21 protein-coding genes and 1 pseudogene are annotated in these 24,269 nt (G+C 72.6%); 14 read left to right on the top strand and 8 right to left on the bottom strand.

Annotated elements, in window-relative coordinates; translation table 11 throughout:
* The first annotated feature begins 124 nt into the window (after positions 1–124).
* From ACZ4AA_RS07905 to ACZ4AA_RS07875, 7 genes and pseudogenes are all read left to right on the top strand, one after another.
* Complete coding sequence (locus tag ACZ4AA_RS07905) at positions 125–1,216, top strand: DUF1996 domain-containing protein (RefSeq protein WP_467597201.1); 1,092 nt, start codon at positions 125–127, stop codon at positions 1,214–1,216.
* Positions 1,217–1,378: 162 nt separating this feature from the next.
* Positions 1,379–3,127 carry a discoidin domain-containing protein gene (locus ACZ4AA_RS07900; protein ID WP_467597198.1) on the top strand — a complete coding sequence of 583 codons (1,749 nt, stop codon included), beginning with the start codon at positions 1,379–1,381 and terminating at the stop codon, positions 3,125–3,127.
* Positions 3,128–3,174: 47 nt separating this feature from the next.
* A complete protein-coding gene (locus ACZ4AA_RS07895) occupies positions 3,175–3,885 on the top strand; it encodes a hypothetical protein (protein ID WP_467597195.1) in 711 nt (236 codons plus the stop codon).
* 71 nt (positions 3,886–3,956) lie between these two features.
* Positions 3,957–4,447 (top strand): annotated as a pseudogene (locus ACZ4AA_RS07890) (glycoside hydrolase family 3 protein).
* 17 nt (positions 4,448–4,464) lie between these two features.
* Entirely contained in the window at positions 4,465–4,788 is a 324-nt protein-coding gene (locus ACZ4AA_RS07885; RefSeq protein WP_467597192.1) for a fibronectin type III-like domain-contianing protein, read from the top strand.
* Between the two features lie 61 nt (positions 4,789–4,849).
* On the top strand, positions 4,850–5,890 hold the full coding sequence (locus ACZ4AA_RS07880) for a LacI family DNA-binding transcriptional regulator (protein WP_467597188.1): 1,041 nt from the start codon (positions 4,850–4,852) through the stop codon (positions 5,888–5,890).
* Positions 5,891–6,311: 421 nt separating this feature from the next.
* Positions 6,312–7,193 carry a universal stress protein gene (locus ACZ4AA_RS07875; protein WP_467597185.1) on the top strand — a complete coding sequence of 294 codons (882 nt, stop codon included), beginning with the start codon at positions 6,312–6,314 and terminating at the stop codon, positions 7,191–7,193.
* A 71-nt stretch (positions 7,194–7,264) separates the two neighbouring features.
* Here ACZ4AA_RS07875 and ACZ4AA_RS07870 read toward each other — a convergent pair whose 3' ends face one another.
* A complete protein-coding gene (locus ACZ4AA_RS07870; protein ID WP_467597183.1) occupies positions 7,265–7,618 on the bottom strand; it encodes a hypothetical protein in 354 nt (117 codons plus the stop codon).
* Between the two features lie 107 nt (positions 7,619–7,725).
* On the opposite strand from ACZ4AA_RS07870, the gene ACZ4AA_RS07865 reads away from it, so the two are divergent.
* Entirely contained in the window at positions 7,726–8,391 is a 666-nt protein-coding gene (locus tag ACZ4AA_RS07865; protein ID WP_467597179.1) for an NUDIX domain-containing protein, read from the top strand.
* Between the two features lie 20 nt (positions 8,392–8,411).
* Here the strand turns inward: ACZ4AA_RS07865 and ACZ4AA_RS07860 are convergent, their stop codons facing one another.
* Positions 8,412–10,952, bottom strand: coding sequence for a SpoIIE family protein phosphatase (locus ACZ4AA_RS07860; RefSeq protein WP_467597176.1), 2,541 nt, complete (start codon positions 10,950–10,952; stop codon positions 8,412–8,414).
* A 191-nt stretch (positions 10,953–11,143) separates the two neighbouring features.
* On the bottom strand, positions 11,144–12,064 hold the full coding sequence (locus ACZ4AA_RS07855; protein ID WP_467597172.1) for a LysR family transcriptional regulator ArgP: 921 nt from the start codon (positions 12,062–12,064) through the stop codon (positions 11,144–11,146).
* Between the two features lie 66 nt (positions 12,065–12,130).
* Between ACZ4AA_RS07855 and ACZ4AA_RS07850 the strand changes: the two genes are divergently transcribed.
* The 4 genes from ACZ4AA_RS07850 to ACZ4AA_RS07835 all read left to right on the top strand — a co-directional run bounded on the left by ACZ4AA_RS07850 (position 12,131) and on the right by ACZ4AA_RS07835 (position 15,509).
* Complete coding sequence (locus tag ACZ4AA_RS07850; protein WP_467597168.1) at positions 12,131–12,742, top strand: LysE/ArgO family amino acid transporter; 612 nt, start codon at positions 12,131–12,133, stop codon at positions 12,740–12,742.
* 94 nt (positions 12,743–12,836) lie between these two features.
* Positions 12,837–14,171, top strand: coding sequence for an MFS transporter (locus ACZ4AA_RS07845; RefSeq protein WP_467597165.1), 1,335 nt, complete (start codon positions 12,837–12,839; stop codon positions 14,169–14,171).
* A 38-nt stretch (positions 14,172–14,209) separates the two neighbouring features.
* Positions 14,210–15,028 (top strand): methyltransferase domain-containing protein, encoded by an 819-nt coding sequence (locus ACZ4AA_RS07840; RefSeq protein WP_467597163.1) that lies wholly within the window; start codon positions 14,210–14,212, stop codon positions 15,026–15,028.
* A 112-nt stretch (positions 15,029–15,140) separates the two neighbouring features.
* A complete protein-coding gene (locus tag ACZ4AA_RS07835; RefSeq protein WP_329297826.1) occupies positions 15,141–15,509 on the top strand; it encodes a DUF6479 family protein in 369 nt (122 codons plus the stop codon).
* Between the two features lie 68 nt (positions 15,510–15,577).
* Here the strand turns inward: ACZ4AA_RS07835 and ACZ4AA_RS07830 are convergent, their stop codons facing one another.
* Both ACZ4AA_RS07830 and ACZ4AA_RS07825 read right to left on the bottom strand, forming a co-directional pair.
* Positions 15,578–16,519 (bottom strand): ATP-dependent DNA ligase, encoded by a 942-nt coding sequence (locus ACZ4AA_RS07830; RefSeq protein WP_467597160.1) that lies wholly within the window; start codon positions 16,517–16,519, stop codon positions 15,578–15,580.
* Between the two features lie 131 nt (positions 16,520–16,650).
* Positions 16,651–17,544 (bottom strand): Gfo/Idh/MocA family protein, encoded by an 894-nt coding sequence (locus ACZ4AA_RS07825; RefSeq protein WP_467597156.1) that lies wholly within the window; start codon positions 17,542–17,544, stop codon positions 16,651–16,653.
* Positions 17,545–17,803: 259 nt separating this feature from the next.
* Between ACZ4AA_RS07825 and ACZ4AA_RS07820 the strand changes: the two genes are divergently transcribed.
* Together ACZ4AA_RS07820 and ACZ4AA_RS07815 are read left to right on the top strand one after the other, a co-directional pair.
* Positions 17,804–18,592 (top strand): PIG-L deacetylase family protein, encoded by a 789-nt coding sequence (locus tag ACZ4AA_RS07820; protein WP_467597153.1) that lies wholly within the window; start codon positions 17,804–17,806, stop codon positions 18,590–18,592.
* Positions 18,593–18,764: 172 nt separating this feature from the next.
* Entirely contained in the window at positions 18,765–20,132 is a 1,368-nt protein-coding gene (locus ACZ4AA_RS07815; RefSeq protein WP_467597151.1) for a M1 family metallopeptidase, read from the top strand.
* Between the two features lie 33 nt (positions 20,133–20,165).
* Here ACZ4AA_RS07815 and glgB read toward each other — a convergent pair whose 3' ends face one another.
* From glgB to ACZ4AA_RS07800, 3 genes are all read right to left on the bottom strand, one after another.
* On the bottom strand, positions 20,166–22,397 hold the full coding sequence (gene glgB, locus ACZ4AA_RS07810; RefSeq protein ID WP_467597148.1) for a 1,4-alpha-glucan branching enzyme: 2,232 nt from the start codon (positions 22,395–22,397) through the stop codon (positions 20,166–20,168).
* Positions 22,398–22,521: 124 nt separating this feature from the next.
* A complete protein-coding gene (locus ACZ4AA_RS07805; RefSeq protein ID WP_467597145.1) occupies positions 22,522–23,895 on the bottom strand; it encodes a maltokinase N-terminal cap-like domain-containing protein in 1,374 nt (457 codons plus the stop codon).
* Between the two features lie 47 nt (positions 23,896–23,942).
* Positions 23,943–24,269, bottom strand: a 327-nt coding sequence (locus ACZ4AA_RS07800; RefSeq protein WP_467597142.1) for an alpha-glucosidase C-terminal domain-containing protein, incomplete at its 5' end; no start/stop codon positions are given.

The following is a 24,269-nucleotide window of genomic DNA, read 5'->3' as shown; positions in this document are numbered from 1 at the left end:
AGCGCTCTCCCATTCCCACGGCACATGTGATGGACCGTCACGCGAACGGTCCGGCGGCACCGTGCCCGTCGCCGCCCGGCCGTTTCGACCCCCACCGTCCCCATCGACGTGGCAGGAGGTCTCCATGGCACGGAGATCGAAGATCGTCTCAGGAATGCTGATGTCCGGCGCGCTCGTGCTGACCTCGCTCGGCCTGACCGGAGTGGCGATGAGCGCCGACCCCGCGACCGGCCCGGCGTCTATGACCGGCGCGACGGCCGTCCACGCGGCGCACGCGATGCCCGTCTCCACGCTCTCCTCGCCGGAGGACCCCGACGGCGACGGCTACATCCCGGCGAATCCCCAGGTGACCGGGGTCGTCCCGTCCAAGGCGGAGCCGGCGCACCGGTACTTCCACGAGTTCCAGGCGAACTGCTCGGTGACGCGCACCAGACCCGACGACCCGATCGTCTATCCAGGTCAGCCGGGCAAGTCCCACGACCACACGTTCCTGGGCAACACCACGACGGACGCGGCGAGCACCACCGCCTCGCTCGACGCCGGTTCGACCAGCTGCAAGGCGCCCGGCGACAGGTCCGCGTACTGGATGCCGACGCTGCTGAAAGGCGGTGCCACGGTCCTGCCGGTGGGCCCGCAGGTCATCTACTACAAGGCGGGAGTCACCGACTACACCAGCGTGCGGCCCTTCCCGAAGGGGCTGCGCTTCGTGGTCGGCAGTCCGATGCAGTCCGCGGCGGACTTCCGCAACCACCGGGGGTTCGTGGAGGGATGGGAGTGCGGCAACAGCTACTTCAACGTCGACTTCCCCCAGCAGTGCCCGAACAGCGCCGACGTCCAGCTCAACATCCGTTTCCAGGCTCCCAGTTGCTGGGACGGCAAGTACCTCGACACCCCCGACCACCAGAGTCACATGGCGTATCCGGTGGTCAACCCCGGCACCAACAACAACATCTGCCCGGACGACCACCCGGTCGCCCTGCCGATGATCGAGTTCAAGATGGCCTTCCCGGTCAACGGTGACATGTCACAGGTCAGGCTTTCGAGCGGCGCCGGTCACTCCTTCCACTACGACTGCTTCAACGCGTGGGACCCGCCGACGCTCAAGGCGCTCGTCGACCACTGTGTCGTCGGGGGACTCCAGTGCGATGCCCGCGGCTACGACCAGACGCACCCCGAAGCGGGCGCGGCACTCGACGCGAACTACCGCCTTCCCTGACGCGCGGAGACGGGGAAGCGTCCCGCCGGTCCGGCGCACACCGCGGGCCGGCGGGACCACCCGCCCCGCCTCGCCCCCGGCCCCGGTCGCACCAGCACCCGAAGCCGCACCGTCAGCTCCACCCCACCCGCATCCCCCCACCCGTACCCCGGACGGACTCTCATGACCGGATCCCGAACCACCCGGCGCCATGTCATGGCGCCCCTCACCGCGGGCCTGCTCGCCGCGGCGGCACTCGTCCTGCCCGCCCAGCGGGCCCACGCGGCCGGCGGCGTCGTCAAGGTCACCGGCTCGCAGGGCAACTGGCAACTGACCGTCGACGGAAGCCCGTACCAGATCAAGGGCCTGACCTGGGGCCCGGCCGTCGCCGACGCGGGGCGCTACATGCCCGACCTGAGGTCGATGGGCGTCAACACCGTCCGCACCTGGGGCACCGACGCCTCCAGCAAGCCGCTCTTCGACGCCGCGGCCGCCCAGGGCATCAGGGTCGTCGCCGGCTTCTGGCTCCAGCCCGGCGGCGGCCCCGGCAGCGGCGGCTGTGTGAACTACCTGACGGACACCGCGTACAAGAACCAGGTGCTCACCGAGTTCCCCCAGTGGGCCGCCACCTACAAGGACAACCCCGGCGTCCTGATGTGGGACGTCGGGAACGAGTCGGTGCTCGGCCTCCAGAACTGCTACAGCGGCGCCGAGTTGGAACGTCAGCGGGACGCCTACGCCACGCTGGTGAACGACATCGCCAAGAAGATCCACGCCGTCGACCCCAACCACCCGGTCACCTCCACCGACGCGTGGACCGGCGCCTGGCCCTACTACAAGGAGAATGCGCCCGACCTCGACCTGTACGCGGTGAACGCCTACAACGCAGTCTGTGACGTGAAGTCGGCCTGGGAACAGGGCGGTTACACCAAGCCCTACATCGTCACCGAGACCGGACCCGCGGGCGAGTGGGAGGCCCCGGACGACACGAACGGTGTCCCCGCCGAACCCACCGACCGGGCCAAGGCCGACGGCTACGCCCGGGCGTGGAACTGCGTCACCGGACACAAGGGTGTCGCGCTCGGCGCCACGATGTTCCACTACGGCACCGAGTACGACTTCGGCGGCATCTGGTTCAACCTGCTGCCCGCGGGCGAGAAACGGCTCTCGTACTACGCCGTGAAGAGGGCGTACGGCGGGGACACCTCCCGTGACGACACCCCGCCGGTCATCACCGACCTGACGATCGAGGGGGACGCGGGCAGAGTGCCGGCCGGGCGTGACCTGACCCTCTCGGTCAAGGCCACCGACCCCGACGGCGACCCGGTCACGTACGAGGTGCTGGACAACAGCATGTACATCGACCAGAGCAAACAGCTGAACCCGCTGCCCTTCACCGACCTCGGCGGCGGCCGGCTGAGGGTGACCGCGCCTGACCGGCCCGGCGTGTGGAAGTTCTACGTCAAGGTCAAGGACGGCAGGGGCAACGTCGGCGTCGAGACCCGCTCCGTGCGGGTGGTGCCGCCCATGCCGAGCGGCACGAACATCGCCCTCGGCAGGCCCGCCACCGCCTCCTCGTTCCAAACCGGCGGCGGCGACTGTCCCTGCACCGCGGCGAACTCCGTCGACGGCAACCCGAACACCCGCTGGGCCAGTGACTGGAGCGACCCGCAGTGGCTGCGCGTCGACCTCGGCACCCGTACCTCGTTCCGCCACGTCCAGCTGGTCTGGGAGACCTCGTACGCCAAGGGCTACACCCTTCAGACCTCGGACGACGGGCAGAACTGGACCACGGTCCGCACGGTCACCGACGGCAACGGCGGTGTCGACGACCTGGACGTGTCCGGCACAGGCCGCTACGTACGGGTCCACGGAACCGCGCGTGGCACCGGCTGGGGCTACTCGCTCTACGAGTTCGGGGTCTACAACTGAACCACGACAGGGTGGGAGAGCGCTCTCCCCGAAAAGGGGACGCAGGCGTGCGCACGACCGGCGACGAGGCTGAGCGTGAGGCGCTCCTCGGCAAACTCACGCTCCGCGAGAAGGTCCGGCTGCTGACCGGCGCGACCACCTGGCGCACCCGGGCCGAACCTGCCCTGGGACTGAAGGAGATGGTCCTCCCGCTCGATCCCGCCCGGCTGCGTACCGTCGCCGTGATCGGCGGGCACGCGGTGCTGCCGCGTGTCCAGGGCGGCGGCAGCGTGGGAGTCTTCCCCGAGCGGGTCGTCACCCCGCTGGACGGCATCGCGGCCGCGCTCGGCGACGGCGTGCGCGTCCCGCACGTGCCGGGCCCCACGACCGACGCGCCGCCGGCACCCCTGACCCCGGACCTGTGCACCGACCCGGTCGCCGGCCTGCCCGGTGGCCGGCTGCGTGTGCTGGACCCGGCGGGGCGCGAACTCTGGTCCGAACACCGCCTGACCGGAAGGCAGTTGGAACCGCCGCTGTCGCCCGGCGCGCACACCGTCGAGATCGCCGCCCGCCTGCTTCCCGTGACCTCGGGGCCGTGGACGCTCGGTGTCGGAGGCTTCGGCCGCATGAGCGTCACGGTCGACGAACACCGCGTGCTGGAGGGGGAGTTCGACACGGACACCGACGACCCGGCCGTCGTCCATGTGCATCCGCCCGTCCGGAGCGTGTCCGTGTCCCTCACGGCGGGCCGCGCGGTGAGCGTGGTGGCGCGCCGTTGAACTCGCCCGGGATACAGGCCGGGCCACCGTCGTCACCGCGGCCCCGCCCCGCCCCCACGACAGGGCGGCCCATGGCCGACGCAGTACGGGCGGCCCGCGAGGCGGACGCGGTGATCGTGGTCGTCGGCACGACCGAGCAGGGCGAGTCCGAGGGACGCGACCGCGCCGACCTCGGACTCGGCGGACGTCAGGACGAACTGGTGCGCGCGGTGACCACCGCCGAACCGCGCACGGTCGTCGTCGTCAACAGCGGCGGACCGGTCGAACTGCCCTGGCGCGAGCGGGCCGGAGCCGTTCTGCTGACCTGGTTCCCGGTCAGGAGGGCGGCACGGGCCTGGCCGACGTGCTGTTCGGCCGGGCCGAACCCGGCGGCCGGCTGCCCACGACCTGGCCGGCCGCCCTCGCCGACGCCCCGGTCACCCGCACCCGTCCCGAGGACGGACACCTGCGCTACACCGAGGGCCTGTACAACGGCTACCGCGCCTGGGCGCGCCACGACCGCGCCCCGCCTACTGGTTCGGGCACGGACTCGGCTTCACCACCTGGGCGTACGAGGGCCTGACCGTCCCCGGCCGTGTCGTGCCCTGCGAACCCTTCACCGTGCGGGTCGCGGTGCGCAACACGGGCCGGCGCCCCGGACGCGAGGTCGTCCAGGTCCATCTCGCCGGACCTCCGGGTCCCCCGGACCACCGGGAACGCCGGCTCGCCGGGTACGCCCTGGTGAGCGCCGCGGCGGGCGAGCGGGTCACGGTGCCGGTACGGATACCGTCCCGCGCCCTGCGCCACTGGGACGAGGACGAGCACGCCTGGCGTACGCGGCCAGGGCCCTGGCGTGTGCTCGCGGGCCGCTCGGCGGGCGCCCTGCCGCTCACGGTCACCGTGGTGGTCCGTACCCCCGGTTGAGCGCCCGGCGACCGGGGAGAGCGCTCTATCCCGGACGGGGCGAGCCCGTTAGGGTGCCGCCATGAGCAGACAGGCTCCCACGCTGGAGGATGTCGCGCGGGTGGCCGGAGTCTCCCGCGCGACCGTGTCCCGGGTCATCAACGGGGTCCGCAATGTCGACCCCGAAATCCAAGAGGTGGTGCGCCGGGCCATCGAGCGGACCGAATACGCGCCCAACCGGGCCGCCAGATCGCTGGTGACCCGGCGCAGCCAGACGGTGGCGCTGATCGTCTCCGGCGCGGGCGACACCCCGGGGGACGAGCAGAACGCCTTCGCCGCGCGGGTGTTCGCGGACCCGTTCTTCGGACGGGTCGTCAGCGGCGTGGTGGGGTACCTGCGTCCGCGCTCGATGCACCCACTGCTCATGTTCGCCGAATCGGAGGAGACCAGGAGCCAGGTGCTGGCAGACCTGCGGCAGGGCAGCGCCGACGGCGCCCTCGTCGTCTCCACCCACGCCGACGACCCGCTGCCCGCGCTGCTCGCCGACGCGGGCGTGCCCGCCGTCCTGTTCGCCAGGCCCTCCCGCCCCGTGCGCCTCAGCTACGTCGATCTCGCCCACCGCGAGGGGGCCCGGCTCGCGGCCGAACACCTCCTGGAGCGGGGGTGCCGGCGGATCGTCACGGTCACCGGGCCGCTCGGCGTGGCCGCGAGCCAGGACCGGCTCGCGGGGTTCCGCGACACGATGGCCCGGGGTGGGCACCCGTACGTCCCGGTCGCGGAGGGCGGGTTCACGCTGGACAGCGGCATGGCCGCGATGTCGGGCCTGCTGTCCGAACACCCTGATGTGGACGGGGTGTTCGCGGCCAACGATCTGATGGCCCAGGGCGTGTGCCAGCTGCTGCGGGAGCGGGGCAGGGCGGTGCCGGACGACGTCGCGGTCGTCGGCTTCGACGATTCCAGCGTCGCGGTGACCTGCCGGCCTCCCCTGACCACGGTGCGCCAGCCGGTGGAGGAGATGGCGGGGGCGATGGCCGCTCTCCTCGACGAGCACATCAGGGGCGACCGCAGCGAACCCACGTCGCTGATCTTCGACCCTGAGCTGGTGGTCCGCGCGTCGGCCTAGAGGAGCTGACGGCCTGGGAAATCCGGCTTCTCGCCCTGGACGGCACCGGCGCCTGGCCCGCACCCTTCTCGGAGGACGCCGCGCCCGCCTCCGCTTCGGCCACGGGCACAGCCGAGCAGCTGCTCCTCTTCGTCCGGGGCCGCCTCACGCTGAACGACCTGAAGACCGGGGGCGACCGGCAGGTGTTCGAGCGGCTGATCGCCTGGGAGCCAGGAATAGCCGGTCGATACCGCCGGCGGACGCCCGGCACGGCCTCGTAGCCCGGTGGGACCGCACCGCACCGCACCGGCCCGGACCGGCGGCCGGTCGGCGCGCGGCGCGCCCTGCCCGGAGATCGCCGCAGCCGCCGGTGGCGGACACTGGACGGGTCAGGATGGACGAGCCCGGCCGGTCTGGCGGGCCGACGGCGGAAGGCAGGCGGATGACCCACCCGATCACCGTGGGCGTGGACGGATCACCCGAGAGCAGGGCGGCGCTGGCCTGGGCGGGCCGGGAGGCCGTCCGCCGGGGTGTGTCCCTGCGGGTGGTGTACGCCTGGCACTGGCCGCCGCACGACATGGTCGGCGGCGGTGACCGCCAGGACCAGGCGCGCTGGGTCCAGGGCATGATCGAGGACGCGACGCGCACGGTCACCGAGCGGCACGCCGGCCTGCCGGTGACCGTCGACGTGATCGACTCCGACGGCGGCGACGTGGTGCGGGCCCTGCTGGACGTGGCGGCCGACACGGGGACCCTGGTCCTCGGGTCGAGCGGATACGGCGCGTTCGTCGGCTTCCTGCTCGGTTCCGTCGGGCAGCGCGTGATCGCCGAGTCGCCCTGCCCGGTCGTCCTCGTGCGGTCGGAGGACCGGCCCGGGGACGAGGCGGGCGGCCGGGAGATCGTCGTGGGCCACCAGGGCGGTCCCGAGGACGGCGCGGCCGGTCTGCGCTTCGCCTTCGAGACGGCGGCGGCCCGTGGCGCGGCGGTACGGGCCGTACGGGCGTGGAGTCTGCCGCCGGTGTTCGCCTACAGCCCCGGTTCGCTCAGGATGCTGGACGAGGCCGGAGGCCTGGAGCCCTACGAGCGGAAGGCGCTCGAAGCGGCGCTGGAGCCGTGGCGCGAGCGCTTTCCCGAGGTCCCCGTCACCCAGCACATCGAGATGGGCAGCGCGGGCCAGGTACTGCTCTCCCTCTCCGGCCGGGCGCAGTTGATGGTCGTCGGCCGCAGGGCGGATCGTTCCGCCGTGGGCGCGCGGATCGGATCGGTGGCCCACGCGGTGATCCATCACGCGCCCTGCCCGGTGGCGGTCGTCCCGCACGACTGACCCGGGCCGGGCCGTCGCTCGCCCCGGCACAGGGGTCGTACGCCGCGATGCGCCCAAGCCGGGCGCGGTGGCTAGGTGTTGTCGGCCCGGGACATCCGCAGGGCGAGATCCTGGAGGAGATCCGCCGTCGAGACGTCGATGCGCCCGGAGTCGTGGAGATCGGCGAGTTCGGAGAAGAGGAAGGCGAAGGCGCCCACCAGCGAGATGGCGGCGGGCAGATAGGCGTCCGCGACCGCCTGCCCCGCCTCCGCGGGACCGGCGTCCCCGGGCACCTCGACGCGCGGGAACACCTCGGTGACGAGCGCGCCCAGATTGTTCTCGGCCGACTCGACCCCGGCCTCCTCGTCCTGGGCGATCCTGCGCACCATGGCGTTGGTCTCGGTGAGCACGCCGATGGCGCGCAGGATGATCTCCGTCTGTTCCATGCCGTGAGCCTAAACGGGCGAAGCCCCGCTGTGACCAGGATCTTGGTCTCGGGATGGTAGACAGGCCCCATGAACGACGACTCCCGCTCTCGTCCGGGCCGCGCGCGATGACCGCCGGCATCGGCACCCCCGACCCCCGGGGCCGCACCGGGCTCGACCGGACGGGCCTCGGTCTGACGGGCAACCCCCGGGTCAGGATCCGCGACGTCAAGCTCCTGTCCTGCCACTGGTACGTCGAGCGGACGACCACGTTCGATCTGCGGCTCGCCGACGGAACGTGGAGCACCCAGGAGCGCGAGACCCACGACCGCGGCAACGGGGCCACCCTCCTGCTGTACGACGCCGATCGTGAAACCGTGCTGCTGACCAGGCAGTTCCGGTATCCCGTGTATGTCAACGGCCACCCGGACGGCATGCTGGTCGAGACACCAGGCGGCCTCCTCGACGAGGACGACGAACACCCCGAGGACGCCGTGCGGCGCGAGGTCGTCGAGGAGACCGGGCACACCGTCGGAGCCGTCGAGCACGTCTTCGACGTCTACATGAGCCCGGGGTCGGTCACCGAAAGGGTGAGCTTCTACGCCGCCTCCTACGGTCCGTCCACCCGCACCCACGAGGGCGGCGGACTCGACGAGGAGGGCGAGGACATCGAGACGCTCGAACTGCCCTTCCGCGAAGCCCTGTCGATGATCCGCACCGGGGAGATCGCCGACGCCAAGACCATCATGCTGTTGCAGTGGGCCGCACTCGAGGGGCCGTTCGCCAAGGCGTGACCCCGAGGCGCGCCACCGTCTCACCCCCCGCGCGGCGGCCTGCGGGTGGTGAGCAGCAGCGCGATGTCGTCGGGGCGCTCGTTGGCCTTGCGGGCCTCCGCGGTGAGCAGGTCGGCGGCGCGGGACAGGGAAGGACCGCCCGCGGTGAGGTGCCGCGGGGGGCCCGCCGCGGCCAGCGTCGCGCGAAGGGCCTCGACCCCCTCGTCGATGTCCGTGCCGGGCCGCTCGACCAACCCGTCCGTGTACAGGGCCAGCACGGCGCCGGGCTCCAGCACCAGGTCCGTCACGGGGTAGTCGGCGTGCGGGTCCACGCCGAGCACCACACCGCCGGGCAGGTCCAGAACCTCGGTGCGGCCGTCGGGATGGCGCAGCAGTGGCTGCGGGTGCCCGGCCCGCGCGGCCTGCGCGACGCCGGTCAACGGGTCGACCCGGACATAGCAGCAGCTCGCGAACTGGCCCGGGTCGAGGTCGATCAGGAGCCGGTTGGTGCCGCTCATCACCTCGTCGGGGGAATGGTCCCCGAGGGCGAACGCCCTGACCGCGCTGCGGAGTTGGCCCATGGTGGCGGCGGCCTGGACGCCGTGGCCCTGGACGTCCCCGATGACGAGCGCGAGTCCGTCGCCGGCCTCGACGACGTCGTACCAGTCACCGCCGACGTCCATGCCGACCGTGCCCGGGAGATAGCGGCCCGCCGTCTCGACGAGGGGGTGCGCCGACAGCCGGTGCGGCAGCAGGGCCTCCTGGAGTCCCCGGGCGAGCGCCGCCTCGTTGTCGTAGCGCCGGGCCCGCTCCAGGGACTGCGCGATGAGTCCGGCGAGCGCGGTGAGGACCGTACGCTCCTCGGTGGTGAAGGTCCGGGGCCGGTCGAATCCGAGGATGCACGAGCCGACCGGGCGCCCGGAGGCGATCAGCGGAAGGAAGGCACGGGCCCCCACGGTGGCGTCGAGGGCGACGCCCGGATAGGCGGCGGCCAGCTGTTCCATCGATTCGAAGAAGAGCGCCCGTCCGCTGGTGAGCGTCTCGACCCCGGGCAGTTTGGCGTCCAGGCCGACTCCGTCGAAGGGGGCGAGGAACCCCTGCGGGAAGCCGGTCTCCCAGGCGAGATACAGCCGGCGGTCCTGGAGGAGGTAGATGGCCAGACGGCGGCTGCCGAAGGCGGGCAGCAGCTCGCGCATCACCACCTCGGACACCTGCCGCGCGGTCACCGCCTCGGTCAGCGCGATCGCGAGGACGATGGGTCGGTACTGCGGTGCCGTGCCCGAGATCGCCGTGTCGGGTTCCTCGGCCCCGGCCCGTACGGCCCGCGTCGCCTCCACGTCGAACGCCGGGTTCCCGGTGGCGTCCGAGGCCCGCCCCAGGGGGGTGATCGTGCAGGTCACACCGCGGGGTCCGGGATAGACGGAGAAGCTGAGCCAGGTGCCCGTCAGCTGCTCGGGAGTGGTCGCGGTGCCGTTGCCCAGCGGACTGCGGGCCCGGAAGTGCACCGGGTCCGCCGAGAGCAGCGCGCTGCGCAGATGGTCCTCGTAGGCGGGGTGGTCCATCCAGGGCGCCACGTCCCACAGCATCCGGCCGAGCAGTTCGGAGCGCGGGCGGCCGAGCAGGTCGGCGGCCCGAGGATTCGCGTAGGTGATCAGCCCGATGCGGTCGATCGCGAAGACACCCTCGGGGAGCTGATCGGCCGCCCCGTCCGCCGCCGGTCCCGGTCCCGGGTCGACGAGGGCACCGCTGACCCGGAACGGCGGGGTGTCCGCCTCTCCCGCGGTCCACAGTTCGAGGAGCCGCAGTCCACCGCTGCCGGTGCGTACGGGCAGGGGATGGGGCGGGGGCCGGCCGGCGGCGGTCTCGCGCAGGGCCGCCAGGAGCAGCCGGGGTTCGTCGTGGGCCAGCGCGTCCGCGAAGGCCTCGGGCGTCCCCGCGAAATCCTCCTGGGGGATTCCGAGCAGCGCCCACAGGGCGTCGTCCGCGATCAGCGCGCCGTCGCCCGGATCCCAGGTGAAACCTCCGACGGACCGGCTGGACCGGCCGTCGACCGGCGGCCGGGTCCCGAGGGGGTCGCCGTCCCACAGGACCGGGGACCCGTTCTTGTCGAGCCGCGCCAGGGCGGCTCCGAGCTCCGCCGCGACCGCCGTCATCCGGTCGCGGTCCGGCAGGACCTCGGTGGCGTCCGAGGCGGGCGGGCGCAGCACCGTCAGGACGCCGTACGAGGTGGAGTCGCCCACCACCGGTACGTAGAGGGAACCGAACTGGAACGGCAGCCCCGCCGCGAGCTGCGGATAGCGGCGCATCGTCTCCGTCGGATCGGCGAGCAGTACCTCGACACCGAGCCGATGGGCGTCCGCGACGGGGAAGGGCCGGTCCACGTGCATGCGCGACCAGGGCCGGAACAGGGGGCCGGGCAGCCCCGCGAGGACGGCCATGCGCAGCAGTCCGGGCGTGCCGGAGCGCAGATAGACGCCTCCCGCGAAGCCGCGGGCGGCCCGGATCGCGTCCGTCACCGCGTCACTGAGCAGGGAGGTCAGGCTGTCCAGCGCCTGGCCCTCACGCTCGGCGCTCCCTGTCATCGATCTGCCCTCGTCCGCCCGCCGCCAGGGGGGTCAACACAGCAAGAATGCGCCTCTCGGGTCGCTCACCGCACCTCGGCGTCCTCCGCGGCACCAGGAGGTGAGGCCGTTTCCTCCGGCCGCATCCGGATCCGCCGAGCGCGACCTTACCGGCTCGGACGCGTTCGGGGAGCCGTCCGGAAGCCCTTGATTCAGGCGGTCGGTGAGGGCCGCAGCCGCTCGGCGGCGACGGCCGCCACCGCCTCGGCCACCGTGGCCAGGGCCGGGAAGTCGAGCTTCCACTGCTGCCAGAACAGCGGGACGTCGACGCCGGGCTCCGGGGAGATACGGACCAGCCCGCCGGCGCGCAGGAGGGGTTCCGCCTGGACCTCGGGCACCATGCCCCAGCCCATTCCGGCCACGACGGCGTCGACGAAGCCTTCCGACGTGGGGACGAGATGGCGCAGCGCGCTCGCTCCGGGACCGCCCGTGAGAGAGCGGACGAAGTCGTCCTGGAAGTCGTCGTCGCGGTCGAAGGCCACCACCGGGGCGGAGCCGATCAGCTCGCGCAGGGGCGCGCCGGTGGCGGTGCCGAGCCACTGGCGGGCGCAGCCGGGGCTCGCGACGGGCAGATAGCGCATCCGCCCGAGGGCGCGCACCGAGCAGCCGGCCACCGGGTCGGGCGAGGAGGTGACCGCCGCCATGACCGAGCCCTCGCGCAGCAGCGCGGCGGTGTGGTCCTCGTCCCCGCGGCGCAGTTCGAAGCAGAGCCGGAGTCCGCCGGGCACGCGGGCGAGCGCGGGCAGGAACCAGGTCGCCAGCGAGTCGGCGTTCACCGCGATCGGCAGCCGGGTGGGCTCACCGGTTCCGGACATGCCGAGCTCGGCGTGCGCGTCGCGCTCCAGACGGGCGAGGCGGCGCGCGAAACGCACCACGATCTCCCCGGACTCGGTCGGGCGCACCGGTTTCGTCCGTGTCAGCAGGACCCTGCCGGTGCGCTGTTCGAGCGACTTGACCCGCTGGCTCACCGCCGAGGGCGTCACGTGCAGGGCCGTCGCCGCCGCGTCGAAGGTGCCCTCGTCGACCACCGCGAGCAGGGTGCGCACCTGGTCGAGGGGGAGTTCCGCCATCACGAGTGCTAATGATACGTAAGAATCTTTAGCTGTACTTCCGGCGATCCGTTTTCTAGCGTCGAAGGCATGACAGCAGCTCTCACCGCGGCGGCCGCCGGATTCGGCGCCGGCCTCTCCCTCATCGTCGCCATCGGCGCACAGAACGCCTTCGTCCTGCGCCAGGGTGTCCGCCGGGACGCGGTCATCGCCGTGGTGGGCATCTGCGCCCTGTCCGACGCGTTGCTCATCGCGCTCGGGGTCGGCGGGGTCGGCGCGGTCGTCGTGGCCTGGCCCGCCGCCCTCACCGCGGTCGCACTGGTCGGCGGCGGATTCCTCGTCGTCTACGGCGCCCTCGCCGCCCGGCGGGTGCTCAGGCCCTCGGCCCTGCGGGCGGCGACCGGATCCCCGGGTTCCGTGCGCCGGGCCGTCCTCACCTGCCTCGCCCTGACCTGGCTCAACCCGCACGTCTACCTCGACACCGTCTTCCTGCTCGGTTCGCTGGCCGCCGACCGCGGGTCCCTGCGCTGGACGTTCGGCCTGGGCGCGGCGCTCGCCAGCCTCTGCTGGTTCGCGGCCCTCGGGTTCGGCGCCCGGCTCCTCGGCCGCCTCCTGGCCCGGCCCGCGGCCTGGCGCGTGCTGGACGGACTGGTCGCCACGACGATGATCGCGATGGGTGCCACCCTGATCGCCGGCGCCTGAGCGCCGTACGCGCCCCGCGGGCCCGTGCACCAATCCGGTCCCCCGGGGGACACGAGCCGTCCACGCTCGGTCATAGTGATCCCCGGATCGAAAGATGTATCGAGCAACCAGGATGAGCGTGGACACGAGCCAGAGCAGCACGGACAGCGGCGCCGCGACGCCCGACGACAGCACGGAGGCCGAGCCATCGCAGCGCTCGGGATGGCGTCGTTGGGCCATGGACACCAGGCCGCTGCGCCGCCCCGCCTACCGCCGGCTGTGGACGTCGACCGCCGTCACGTCCGTGGGCAGCCAGCTCACCGCCGTCGCCGTGCCCAAGCAGATCTACGACATCACCGGCTCCTCCGCCTGGGTCGGCTACGCGAGCCTCGCCGGCCTGCTGCCCCTGGTGGTCTTCGCCCTGTGGGGCGGTGCGATCGCCGACAGCGTGGACCGCCGCAAGCTGCTCCTCGTCACCAACGCCGGCATAGCCGTCACCTCGCTGCTCTTCTGGGTCCAGGCCGTCTCCGGACTGGACTCGGTGCTCGTCCTGATGGTCCTTCTCGCCCTCCAGCAGGCGTTCTTCGGACTCAACTCCCCGGCCCGCAGCGCCTCCATCGCCCGGCTCGTGCCCGCCGACGAACTGCCCGCCGCCAACGCGCTCGGGGCGACCGTGATGCAGACCGGCTCGGTGGCCGGACCCATGCTCGCCGGCGCGCTCATCCCCCTCATCGGGCTGCCCGAGCTCTACATGATCGACGCCGTCGCTCTGTGCGTCACCCTGTGGGCCGTCGCACGGCTCCCCGCGCTGCCGCCCCTCGGCGGCACCGCCTCCCAGCGCGCGGGCCTGCGGGAAGTGGTGGCCGGTTTCCGTTACATCGCCCTGCACAAGGTGCTGCTGCTCTCCTTCCTCGCGGACATCATCGCCATGGTGTTCGGCATGCCGCGCGCCCTCTTCCCGCAGCTCGCCGCCGAGACGTACGGCTCCTACGGAGAAGGGCTCGCGCTCGGACTGCTGTTCGCGGCGATCCCCATCGGCGCGGTCGTGGGCGGACTGATGTCGGGCACCTTCTCCCGCGCCCGCCGGCACGGACTGATGGTCATCGTCTCCGTCGCGGCCTGGGGCGCGGCCATCGCCGGGTTCGGGCTCAGCGGCAGCCTGTGGCTCGCCGTGGCCTTCCTCGCCGTCGCCGGGATCGCCGACATGGTCTCCATGGTCTTCCGCGGCGCGATCCTGCTGTCCGCCGCCACCGACGAGATGCGCGGACGGCTCCAGGGCGTCTTCACCGTCGTCGTCGTGGGCGGCCCGCGCGTCGCCGACGTCCTGCACGGAACGGCCGGTTCGGCCTTCGGGGCACCCGCGGCGGTCGCCGGCGGAGGCCTGCTGGTGATCGTGGCGGTGCTTGTGCTCGCTTTTGTCACACCGGCCTTGAGGCGTTACACAATCTGAATGAGAAAAACGACCATGGTGGTTCTAGAGTGACCGCCATGGTGGACACGCGGCCCACGTCGGCCTTCCACGCGCAGAACATGAGCGCGGACAGCACCTCCCGTCTGGTGGGTGCCCTGGATGCCCAGGATGTCAACGACGGTGTGCAGCGCCTGCGTTCCTGGGCGCACGCGGCACTGGCCGTACGACCCGGCGAGCGGGCGCTCGACATCGGCGCGGGCACCGGATCGCAGACCAGGCGGCTCGCCGCCGCCGTGGGTCCCCGCGGCAGGGTGCTCGGCATCGAACCCAACCCCGGACTGCGGGCCGTGGCCGAACAGCGGGGCACCGAGGAGCGCAGCGCCGCGCGCTTCGCCGACGCCGACGCGCTCGCCCTGCCGCTGCCCGACGCCACGGTCGACGTCGTGTGGTGCGAGCGGGTGCTCCAGCACCTCGTGGAGCCCGAGAAGGCGGTCTTCGAGATAGCGCGCGTGCTGCGCCCCGGCGGCAGGGTCGCCCTGCTGGACACCGACTGGGCGACCACGATCCTGCACCCCGGTGACCCGGAGACGATCGCCGCGCTCACCACCGGCGCGCTGTCCGCGGCCGCCGACCCGTACTCCGGACGCAAGCTGGTGGGACGGCTGACCGCCGCCGGTCTGGTGATCGACGACCGCGGCTCGCAGGCCCTGCTCCAGGACCACAAGTCGGTCGCCTGGCCGCTGATCCGCATGCTGGGCGACTCGGCGCTGAGCCGTGGGCTCATCGGGGAGTCGCAGCGCGACCGCCTGTACGAGGAGCTCACCGAGGCCGCACGCCAGGGCGGTCTGCACATGTCCGTGACGATGTTCGGGGCCGTGGCACACCGTCCGGAGTGAGCGGGTCCCGGTTCGCGGCGTAGCGTCCGGATTAATCCGGAATACAATGGAATGGCCGTCGTTGACGGGCCAGTACGCAAATCTCCCCTGGTATTGGGGGTACGCGACCACCATGTACACCGCGAGCCAAGATCTGATCGCAGCGAGTTCATCGCTGAACGCGGGCGCCGCCTTCATCGGCGGCCTCATCATTGCGGGCGCCCTCGTCTGGGCCGTCCGGATGGGCATCCGGGTACGGAACCTGGAATCGCGCCCGCCCACCGCCGAGGAGCAGCCCCGGCTGCCCGAGACCGGGGCGGTGCACGAGGAGCGCGAGATGCGGGAACCGGACGAGGTCCCGCACGCCGCGGACGAGAGCGAACGGCTGATGCCGTACAACATGCACTCCGCGGGGACCAAACACGCCGACGACCAGCACCGCAAGCGGTGGCAACCAGGATCCAGCGGGTCCTTCGGCAGCGGCGGGCCGGGCAGGACCTGACCGGGCCGTGAAGGGGCCGACCGCCGGGAGCGGCCGGCCCCTTCACGTACCCGTACCCGCCTTCCTGGCTACGGGAGGTCGGCCGCCGAGTCCTCGGGCGCCAGGTCGGGACGCAGCCGCAGCCACGACGGCTGACGCAGCAGTCCGGCGCGGGTACGGGTGCTGTAGCGGACCTCACCGACCAGCCGGGGCAGCACCCAGCGCGCCTCGGCGGCCCGCGGAAGGCTGTCGAACGGGCAGCGCTCCGTCCCGGCGGCCCGCAGCAGCCGGGCGAGTCCGGCGCGTTCGGACGCGCTCCAGCCGGTGCCCACGCTTCCGACGTAGCGCAGCCTCCCCGCGTCGCGCTGGCCGACCAGCACGGCGCCGGGCAGCCCCGACAGACGCCCTTTCCCGGGCACCCAGCCGCCCACCAGGACGTCCGCGGTCCTCAGGTTGCGGATCTTGATCCAGGAGCGTGAGCGCACACCGGGTTCGTACACCGAGTCGAGACGTTTGCAGACCAGGCCTTCGAGGCCGCTCGCCCGTGTCGCCCGCAACGCCTCCTCCCCGTGCCCCACGAGTGCCGTCGGTGTCGACCAGAACGGGCCCTCCAGGGCGAGGCTCTCCAGCGTCTGCCGGCGTCGCGCGTAGCGCTGCCCGGTGAGGTCGCCGCCCAGGTGCATGACGTCGAACAGGACGAGATGGGCCGGTGCCCGCTCGGCGCGCCGGGCCGCCCTGTCCGGTGACCGGGCGAGGCCCATCCGCGACTGGAGCAGCTGGAAGTCGCCCCGGCCCTGCTCGTCCAGGACCAGCACCTCACCGTCCAGGACCGCGGCGGTCGTGCCGAGCGCACCGCCGAGCGCCCGCAGTTCCGGATAGGCGGCGGTGATGTCCTCACCGGAGCGGGCCCGCAGCGTCACCCCGCCGTCCCCGTGCAGATAGACCACGGCACGCTGACCGTCCTGCTTCGTCTCGTACGCCCACCGCAGGTCCTGGCCGGCGGCCGGCAGGGTTCCGGGGGTCGCGAGCATGGGCGCGATCAACGAAAGGTTCACACCTCACGTGTCGACACGGCGCCCCCCGCACCACGCTTCCCCGCCGCACGTTTCGCCTGAACGGCCGCGCCGCGCCGCGGCCGGTCGGTGGCCGGGGGCGCGTCGCCTCAGCCGTCCAGCGCCTGGGCGATCAGGGTCTGGAGGTACAGGCCGCGGTGGGCGTCGAGCTCGTCCGGCCGGCCCGTGCGGACCGCGGTGGCGAACGCGCGGCGCAGGACGGGCCAGGACTCCTCGTGGTCGAGGGCTCCGGCGTCGAGGACCAGTTCGGGGTGCCTGCCGAACAGCTCGACGCGGGTGATCCCGCGCTCGACCTCGACCGAGCCCGACAGCGAGGCCTGGCTCACCGCGCCGCCCTCGTGCTCACAGGTGAGTTCGAGCCAGCGGCGCGGGTCCCCGGCGCCGCGCACCCGGACGATCGGCCCCAGCGCCGCGTCCAGCAGATCGAGCAGATGCGGTCCGAGGTCCAGCAGCGCCCCGTGTTCCAGACGCCACGGGGTCGCGAAGTCGCCACCGAGGAAGGCGCCGCTGACGCCGCAGGAGCGCGCGCCCGAGACGTCCAGGGCCCGCGCCTCGGCGAGGAACCGCCGGACGGCCGGGTGGTAACGGTTCGTCAGGACGAGCTGCGACACCACACCCGAGGCGTCGATCGCGTCCACGAGCCGCCGCGCCGCCGCCAGGTCGAGTGCGAGCGGCTTCTCCAGAAGCAGGGCCTTTCCCGCCTCGGCGGCGCGCACCGCGAGGCCGGCCTGCACCGCGGGCGGAACCGAGAAGGCCACCGCCTCGCAGCCGTCGAGCAGTTCCTCGAACGTCCCGGCCACCGTCGCGCCGTACGGGGCCGCCGCCTCGTGCGCGGCCTCCGCCCGGCGTGCCCACACCGACGTCAGCACCGTCTCGGGCCCGGCGGCGAGCACCCGGGCGTGCACGGCCCGCGCCCAGGGCCCCGCGCCGACGAGCCCCACCCTGACGGGGGCACGGTTCCAGGTGGGCGAGGTGGTGGTCACGGCATCTCCTTCGCGCTGTACGGGCCTGACGCGCCGTCGGTCCGCCGCGTCCGCGCGGGGGAGCCTACGCGGCCGGGCGCCGGATCCCGGCACGTATGGACAGACTCCACCACGGCGCCCCGCTGTTCGGCCGGCCGTCCCGCCGCGAGGTCCGCGCTCCTGGTCCCGCGGGGGCACACGGGGGCGCGGGTGTCCGGCGCTCGAACACGGAGAGCGCGCCTCTGTCGGTCCCGGCCCGCCGCGCGCCATCATGCCGGACATGGATCCCACACAGGACAAAGCAGGCTTCGGGGACGGTCCGGGCCTGCCCGCGCTGCCGGAGAACTGGGAGCGGTGTCTCGCCGTGGCCGCCCACCCGGACGACATCGAGTACGGCACGGCCTGCGCCGTCGCCCGCTGGACCGCGCAGGGCAAGCGGGTGAGCTATCTGCTGGCGACCAGGGGAGAAGCCGGCATCGACGGCCTGCACCCGGACCGGGCGGCACCCCTGCGCGAGGCCGAGGAGCGGGCCGGGGCACGGCAGGTCGGCGTCGAGACCGTCGAGTTCCTCGATCATCGCGACGGCGTCGTCGAGTACGGGACCGGACTGCGCCGGGAGATCGTCCGCGCGATGCGCCGGCACCGGCCCGAGATCGTGGTGTCCGGCGCGTTCACCGTACGGATGATCGGCGGCATCACCAACCAGGCGGACCACCGCGTGGTGGGCCTGGCCGCCCTCGACGCGGCACGCGACGCGGGAAACCGCTGGATCTTCCCCGAACTCGCCGACGAGGGCCTCGAACCCTGGGACGGCATCCGGATGGTGTGCTTCGCCGGAGCGGAAGTCCCCACCCACGGCGTGGACGTCACCGGCGAACCCCTCGAACGCGGCATCGCCTCCCTGGAGGCACACGCCGAATACACCAAGGGCCTGGGCGAGGGCGCCTTCGAACCCCGGCCGTTCCTGACCTGGATGGCCGGCATGGGCGGAGCGGCGCTCGGCGTCGAGTCCGCCGTCCTCTTCGACGTGCACCAGCTCGTCCCGGACGGTCCGCCGCCCTGGGTGTGAAGACCGAGGGCCCGACGAGCGTGAACGCGACTTGACCCGATCGTGGGGGCCGGGACCGCGGGGGACTCATAAGGTGTGGGCGAGTGATCACCGTCGAACCGGAGGAGTGAACGTGACACCACGCCCGCGCGAGGCCGCCCGACGCACAACCGTCCTTCGCCGAGAGGCCGTTGTGGCGGCCGTCCCCGTCGCGCTCGCCGCGCTGCTCACCGCGGCGGGCCCCGCCACGGCGGCCGGGACTGTGGGAGCCGCGGGCGCGGGAGACCCGTACTTCCCTCTCGCGGGCAACGGCGGCTACGACGTCAGCCACTACGACCTGACCCTCGGCTACGACCCCCACAGCCGCCATCTCGACGGCAAGGCCGTCATCACCGCCAGGGCGACCCAGCGGCTGACCCGCTTCGACCTCGACCTCAGCGGGCTGAAGGTCACCGGCGTCACCGTCGGCCACGCCAAGGCCGCCTTCCGGCGCGACGGCCAGGAACTCGTCGTCACCCCGCGCGCGGCCCTGCGCAAGGGCCAGGAGTTCCGCGTCACCGTCACCTACTCCGGCACCCCGAAACCGGTCACCGACCCCGACGGCTCCCTCGACGGCTGGATCCCCACGGACGACGGGGCGTTCGTGGCCGGGGAGCCCCAGGGCGCGATGACCTGGTTCCCCGCCAACAGCCACCCGACGGACAAGGCGTCGTACGACTTCACGCTGACCGTCCCGAAGGGGCGCACGGCCGTCGCCAACGGCGTGCTGCTCGGGCAGCGGACCGCGAACGGACGGACCACCTTCCGCTGGCGCCAGTCCGAGCCCATGGCGGCCTACCTCGCCACGGCGACCGTCGGCACGTTCAAGGTCGAGCAGTACACCACCCGCGACGGCCTGAAGATCTACAACGCGATCGACCCCCGCGAGGCGACCGCCGCCGCACCGGTCGTCAAGAAGCTGCCGTCCGTCCTGGCCTGGGAGAGCAAGCTCTTCGGCCCCTACCCCTTCCGTGCGGCCGGCGCCATCGTCGACCGGGCGCCCCAGGTCGGCTACGCCCTGGAGACCCAGACCCGCCCCGTGTACGACTCAGCGCCCGACCTGGACACCCTCGTCCACGAGAGTGCCCACCAGTGGTTCGGCGACTCGGTCACCCTGACCCGGTGGAAGGACATCTGGCTCAACGAGGGCTTCGCCACCTATGCGGAGTGGCTGTACGCCGAGCAGCACGGCGGCAAGAGCGCGCAGAAGGCCTTCGACACGCTGTACGCCACCCCCGCGGGCAAGGACCTCTGGGCGTTCCCGCCCGGTGACCCCGGCAGCGGCGCGCACATCTTCGACACCCCGGTCTACGCCCGCGGGGCCATGGTCCTGCACAAGCTGCGCACGGCTGTCGGCGATCCCACGTTCTTCCGCGTCCTGCGCACCTGGGCCGCCGTCCACCGCGGCGGGCACGGCACGACGGCCCAGTTCATCGAGCTCTCGGAGAAGGAGTCCGGCAAGGACCTCTCCGGTCTCTTCCATACCTGGCTGTTCACCGCGGGAAAGCCCGCCTCGTCCTGAGGCGGGCCCTCCCGGCGACGGCTGCGGTCGGGCTCAGGCCGGCCGCAGCCACACCGTCGCCAGCGGCGGCAGCGTCAGCTCGATGCTGGTCGGGCGGCCGTGCATACCGATCGCCTCGGCCTTCACCGGCTCGGGCCGCGTGATGTCGCTGCCGCCGTAGCGCAGGTCGTCGGTGTTGAGGACCTCGCGCCAGGCGGGGATGTCCTCGGGGAGGCCGAGGCGGTAGCCGTGGCGGACGGCGGGGGAGAAGTGCGAGACGGCGAGGAGCGGGGTGCCGTCGGCCGCGTGGCGCAGGAACGCGAAGACGTTGTCGTCGGCGGCGTCCCCCACCACCCAGGTGAAGCCGGAGGGGTCGGTGTCGCGCTCCCACAGCGCCGGTTCGCCGCGGTAGAGGGTGTTGAGGTCGCGCACGAGGTCCTGCACCCCGCGGTGGTCGGCCTCGGCGCCGTAGCCGGGGTCGAGCAGCCACCAGTCGGGGCCGTGGGCTTCCTTCCACTCGCCTCCCTGGGCGAACTCCTGCCCCATGAAGAGGAGTTGCTTGCCGGGGTGGGCCCACATGAAGGCGAGGTAGGCGCGGAGGTTCGCGCGCTGCTGCCACCAGTCGCCGGGCATCTTGGAGACGAGTGACTGCTTGCCGTGCACGACCTCGTCGTGGGAGATCGGCAGGACGTAGTTCTCGCTGTAGGCGTACACCATCGAGAAGGTCATCTCGTTGTGGTGGTACTTGCGGTGGATCGGCTCGTGCTGGATGTACTCCAGCGAGTCGTGCATCCAGCCCATGTTCCACTTGAGCCCGAAGCCGAGCCCTCCGTCGGAGGTCGGACGGGTGACGCCGTCCCAGGCGGTGGACTCCTCGGCGATCGTGACCACGCCCGGATTGCGGCGGTAGACCGTGGCGTTCATCTCCTGGAGGAACGCCACCGCGTCAGGATTGTCCCGCCCGCCGAATTCGTTGGGGGCCCACTGGCCCTCTTCGCGGGAGTAGTCGAGGTAGAGCATGGAGGCGACGGCGTCGACGCGCAGGCCGTCGATGTGGAACTCCTCGCACCAGTAGGTGGCGTTGGCGACGAGGAAGTTGCGGACCTCGCGGCGTCCGTAGTCGAACTCCAGGGTGCCCCAGTCGGGGTGGTCGGCACGCCGGGGATCGGCGTGTTCGTAGAGGGGGCGGCCGTCGAACTGGGCGAGGGCCCAGTCGTCGCGCGGGAAGTGCGCGGGGACCCAGTCCATGAGGACACCGACCCCGGCGCGGTGCAGGGCGTCGACGAGGTGCTTGAAGTCGTCGGGGGTGCCCAGACGGGCCGTGGGCGCGTAGAACCCGGTGATCTGGTAACCCCACGAGCCGCCGAAGGGGTGTTCGGCGACCGGCATGAGCTGGACGTGGGTGAACCCGAGGTCGGTGACGTAGGCGGGGAGCTGATCCGCGAGCTGACGATAGGTCAGTCCGGGCCGCCAGGAGGGCAGATGCACCTCGTACACGGAGAACGGCGCCTCGTGCAGCGGGCGTCGCTTCGCCCGCTCCTTCATCCACGTCGCGTCCTGCCACGTGTACGACGACCGTGTCACGACCGACGAGGTCGCCGGAGGCACCTCGGTACGGCGGGCCATCGGGTCCGCGCGCAACGTGCGGGATCCGTCGGGGCGCGTGATGTCGAATTTGTAGAGCGCCCCCTCACCCATGCCGGGCAGGAACACCTCCCACACACCGGACGATCCGAGCGAGCGCATCGGGAACCCGGCGGCGCCGTCCCAGTGGCAGAAGTCCCCGCAGATCCGGACCCCTTGAGCGTTCGGGGCCCACACGGTGAACCGGGTGCCCTCGACTCCCTCGTGGGTCATCGGCTCGGCGCCCAGCGCCCGCCACAGCTCCTCGTGCCGGCCCTCGCCGATCAGATGCAGGTCGAGCTCACCGAGCGCGGGCAGGAACCGGTACGGATCCTGGGTCTCGAACTCGGTGCCGTCGTACGTCACCACCAGCGTGTACACGGGAACCTCGGCGAGCGGCAGAACGGCTCCGAAGAACCCGTCGCCCAGGTCCTCCAGCGCGCTGCGCTGCCCGTCCACCACGACCGCCACGCCCTGGGCGTACGGCCGCAGCGCCCGGAACACCACCCCGCCCGGTACCGGATGGGCACCGAGCACCGCGTGCGGATCGTGATGGGCGCCGGACAGCAGACGCCCCCGGTCCGTCGGGTCCGGCGCGGCGTGCTGCGCGGACGGGGCGGCGGGCTTGGCCCGTCGTACGCGGGTGGATGCGGTGCGGGTCACGGCTGGGCCTCTCGGAGCGGGGTGGTCGGAGGTGTGTCGACGCGAACCGGTCGCGCCAGTTGCTCGGTGGTGGTGGTCGGCGGTCGGTCGTGGGTCGTGGGTGGGGGGTGATCGGTCGTCGTGGTCACGGGCGGTCGGCGAGTCGTCCGACCGCCGCCATCGGCACGGGCAGCCAGTCGGGCCGGTGCCGTGCCTCGTAGAGCACCTCGTACACGGCGCGGTCCGTCTCGTACGCGCGCAGCAGCTCGGGGTCCTCGCGTGGATCCCAGGCCGCCGCGGCGGCGTAGCCCGCGCAGAAGGCTTCGCGGCAGTGCTCCGCCCACTCCGGACGCCACGGCTGCCGGGACCGGGCCGCGTAGTCGAAGGACCGCAGCATGCCCGCGACATCGCGTACAGGCGACTGGACACGCCGACGTTCGCTGATCGGGCAGGCCGGTTCACCCTCGAAGTCGATCACCGACCACCGCCGCCCGGCCCGCAGGACCTGGCCGAGGTGGAGGTCGCCGTGGATGCGCTGGGCGGGCCGCACCGTCGGGTCCAGGACGGCGAGCGCGTCGAAGGCCGACCTCAACCCGGGGGCGTGCGGGCGGAGTTCGGGGACGGAACGCACCGCGGCGTCGAGCCGTTCGTGCATCGCCTCCGCGAGCCGCTTGTTGCGGTACGGGTTCGGCGCGTCCACGGGGAAGGCCGTGGCCAGGGCCAGATGCACCTCGGCGGTGGCCCGGCCCAGTTCGAACGCCTCGCCCGCGAAGTCCTGCCGCGAGCCGAGCGATTCGAGGGCCAGCGCCCAGCCGTCGGCTGCGTCGCGCAGATAGGGCTGGAGGACGCCGAGGGTCGCCTCCTGCGGCTCCGAGGTCCGGAACCAGGCGGCCGGCGCGGGCACACGGTCGCAGCCCTGCCGGGCCAGTGCGCGCGGCACCTCCAGATCCGGGTTGATGCCGGGCTGGACGCGCCGGAAGACCTTCAGTATGAACGCGTCCCCGTAGACCAGTGAGGTGTTGGACTGCTCGGCGTCGAGAAGGCGCGGGGTGAGACCGGACGGCACCGTGACCCGGGGGTCGCCCTCGAACCGCAGGGGTCCCGCCGTGCCCGAACGGCGCAGCCGCTCCAGGAGCAGCCCCGCGGCCTTCGGGTCGTGGAAGGCGTCGTACACGGTGAGTCCGGCCAGCGGACCGGCGCTCGCCCGGCCGATGAAGGCGTGGGCCAGCCGCGGCGGCAGGACCTCCCGGACCCCGAGGAGCAGTTGGTAGCAGTCCTCGGCCGCGGGCGCGCCGGCCGTGCCGTGGGCGGGCGGCCCGAGGTGCTCGGTGCGGACCAGCAGATGCAGACACCCCGGGTACAGCTCGGTCGTCGACAGCAGCGTCACATCCGTCACGGGCCTGCCCTTGCCGGCGAACCAGCGCTGCCGGGGCAGCCAGGCCCGCAGCAGTTCGGCCAGCGAGGGGAGCAGCGGCGCGGTGTCGAGGCCGCTCGGACGCCTCAGAGCTGTGTTCGGCATGACGGCACGTCCTTTCAGGGGCGGGCGGGCTGTCGAGGGGTGCGCGTTCACGATCGCTTCGCGGTGCCGGGCCCGACCGCGGGGCGCAACCGGAACCAGTAGAAGCCGTGGCCCGCGAGGGTCAGCAGGTACGGGAGTTCTCCGATGGCCGGGAAGCGGACGCCGCCGATGAGTTCGACCGGGTGGCGGCCGTTGAACTCGCGCAGGTCGAGTTCGGTGGGCTGGGCGAAGCGGGAGAAGTTGTGCACGCACAGGACCAGGTCGTCCTTGTACTCCCGTAGGAAGGCGAGGACGGCGGGGTTGGTGGAGGGGAGTTCGGTGTAGGAGCCGAGTCCGAAGGCTTTGTTCTGTTTGCGGATCTCGATCATGCGGCG

This window comes from Streptomyces sp. NPDC024698, assembly GCF_055559015.1.
This window is presented reverse-complemented; position numbering and strand designations above follow the sequence as displayed.

Coding starts and splice junctions, on each gene's coding strand:
- ACZ4AA_RS07905 (WP_467597201.1), top strand. CDS start 125: ATGGCACGGAGATCGAAGATCGTCTCAGGAATGCTGATGTCCGGCGCG.
- ACZ4AA_RS07900 (WP_467597198.1), top strand. CDS start 1,379: ATGACCGGATCCCGAACCACCCGGCGCCATGTCATGGCGCCCCTCACC.
- ACZ4AA_RS07880 (WP_467597188.1), top strand. CDS start 4,850: ATGAGCAGACAGGCTCCCACGCTGGAGGATGTCGCGCGGGTGGCCGGA.
- ACZ4AA_RS07875 (WP_467597185.1), top strand. CDS start 6,312: ATGACCCACCCGATCACCGTGGGCGTGGACGGATCACCCGAGAGCAGG.
- ACZ4AA_RS07870 (WP_467597183.1), bottom strand. CDS start 7,618: ATGGAACAGACGGAGATCATCCTGCGCGCCATCGGCGTGCTCACCGAG.
- ACZ4AA_RS07865 (WP_467597179.1), top strand. CDS start 7,726: ATGACCGCCGGCATCGGCACCCCCGACCCCCGGGGCCGCACCGGGCTC.
- ACZ4AA_RS07860 (WP_467597176.1), bottom strand. CDS start 10,952: ATGACAGGGAGCGCCGAGCGTGAGGGCCAGGCGCTGGACAGCCTGACC.
- ACZ4AA_RS07850 (WP_467597168.1), top strand. CDS start 12,131: ATGACAGCAGCTCTCACCGCGGCGGCCGCCGGATTCGGCGCCGGCCTC.
- ACZ4AA_RS07845 (WP_467597165.1), top strand. CDS start 12,837: ATGTATCGAGCAACCAGGATGAGCGTGGACACGAGCCAGAGCAGCACG.
- ACZ4AA_RS07840 (WP_467597163.1), top strand. CDS start 14,210: ATGGTGGACACGCGGCCCACGTCGGCCTTCCACGCGCAGAACATGAGC.
- ACZ4AA_RS07835 (WP_329297826.1), top strand. CDS start 15,141: ATGTACACCGCGAGCCAAGATCTGATCGCAGCGAGTTCATCGCTGAAC.
- ACZ4AA_RS07830 (WP_467597160.1), bottom strand. CDS start 16,519: ATGCTCGCGACCCCCGGAACCCTGCCGGCCGCCGGCCAGGACCTGCGG.
- ACZ4AA_RS07820 (WP_467597153.1), top strand. CDS start 17,804: ATGGATCCCACACAGGACAAAGCAGGCTTCGGGGACGGTCCGGGCCTG.
- ACZ4AA_RS07805 (WP_467597145.1), bottom strand. CDS start 23,895: ATGCCGAACACAGCTCTGAGGCGTCCGAGCGGCCTCGACACCGCGCCG.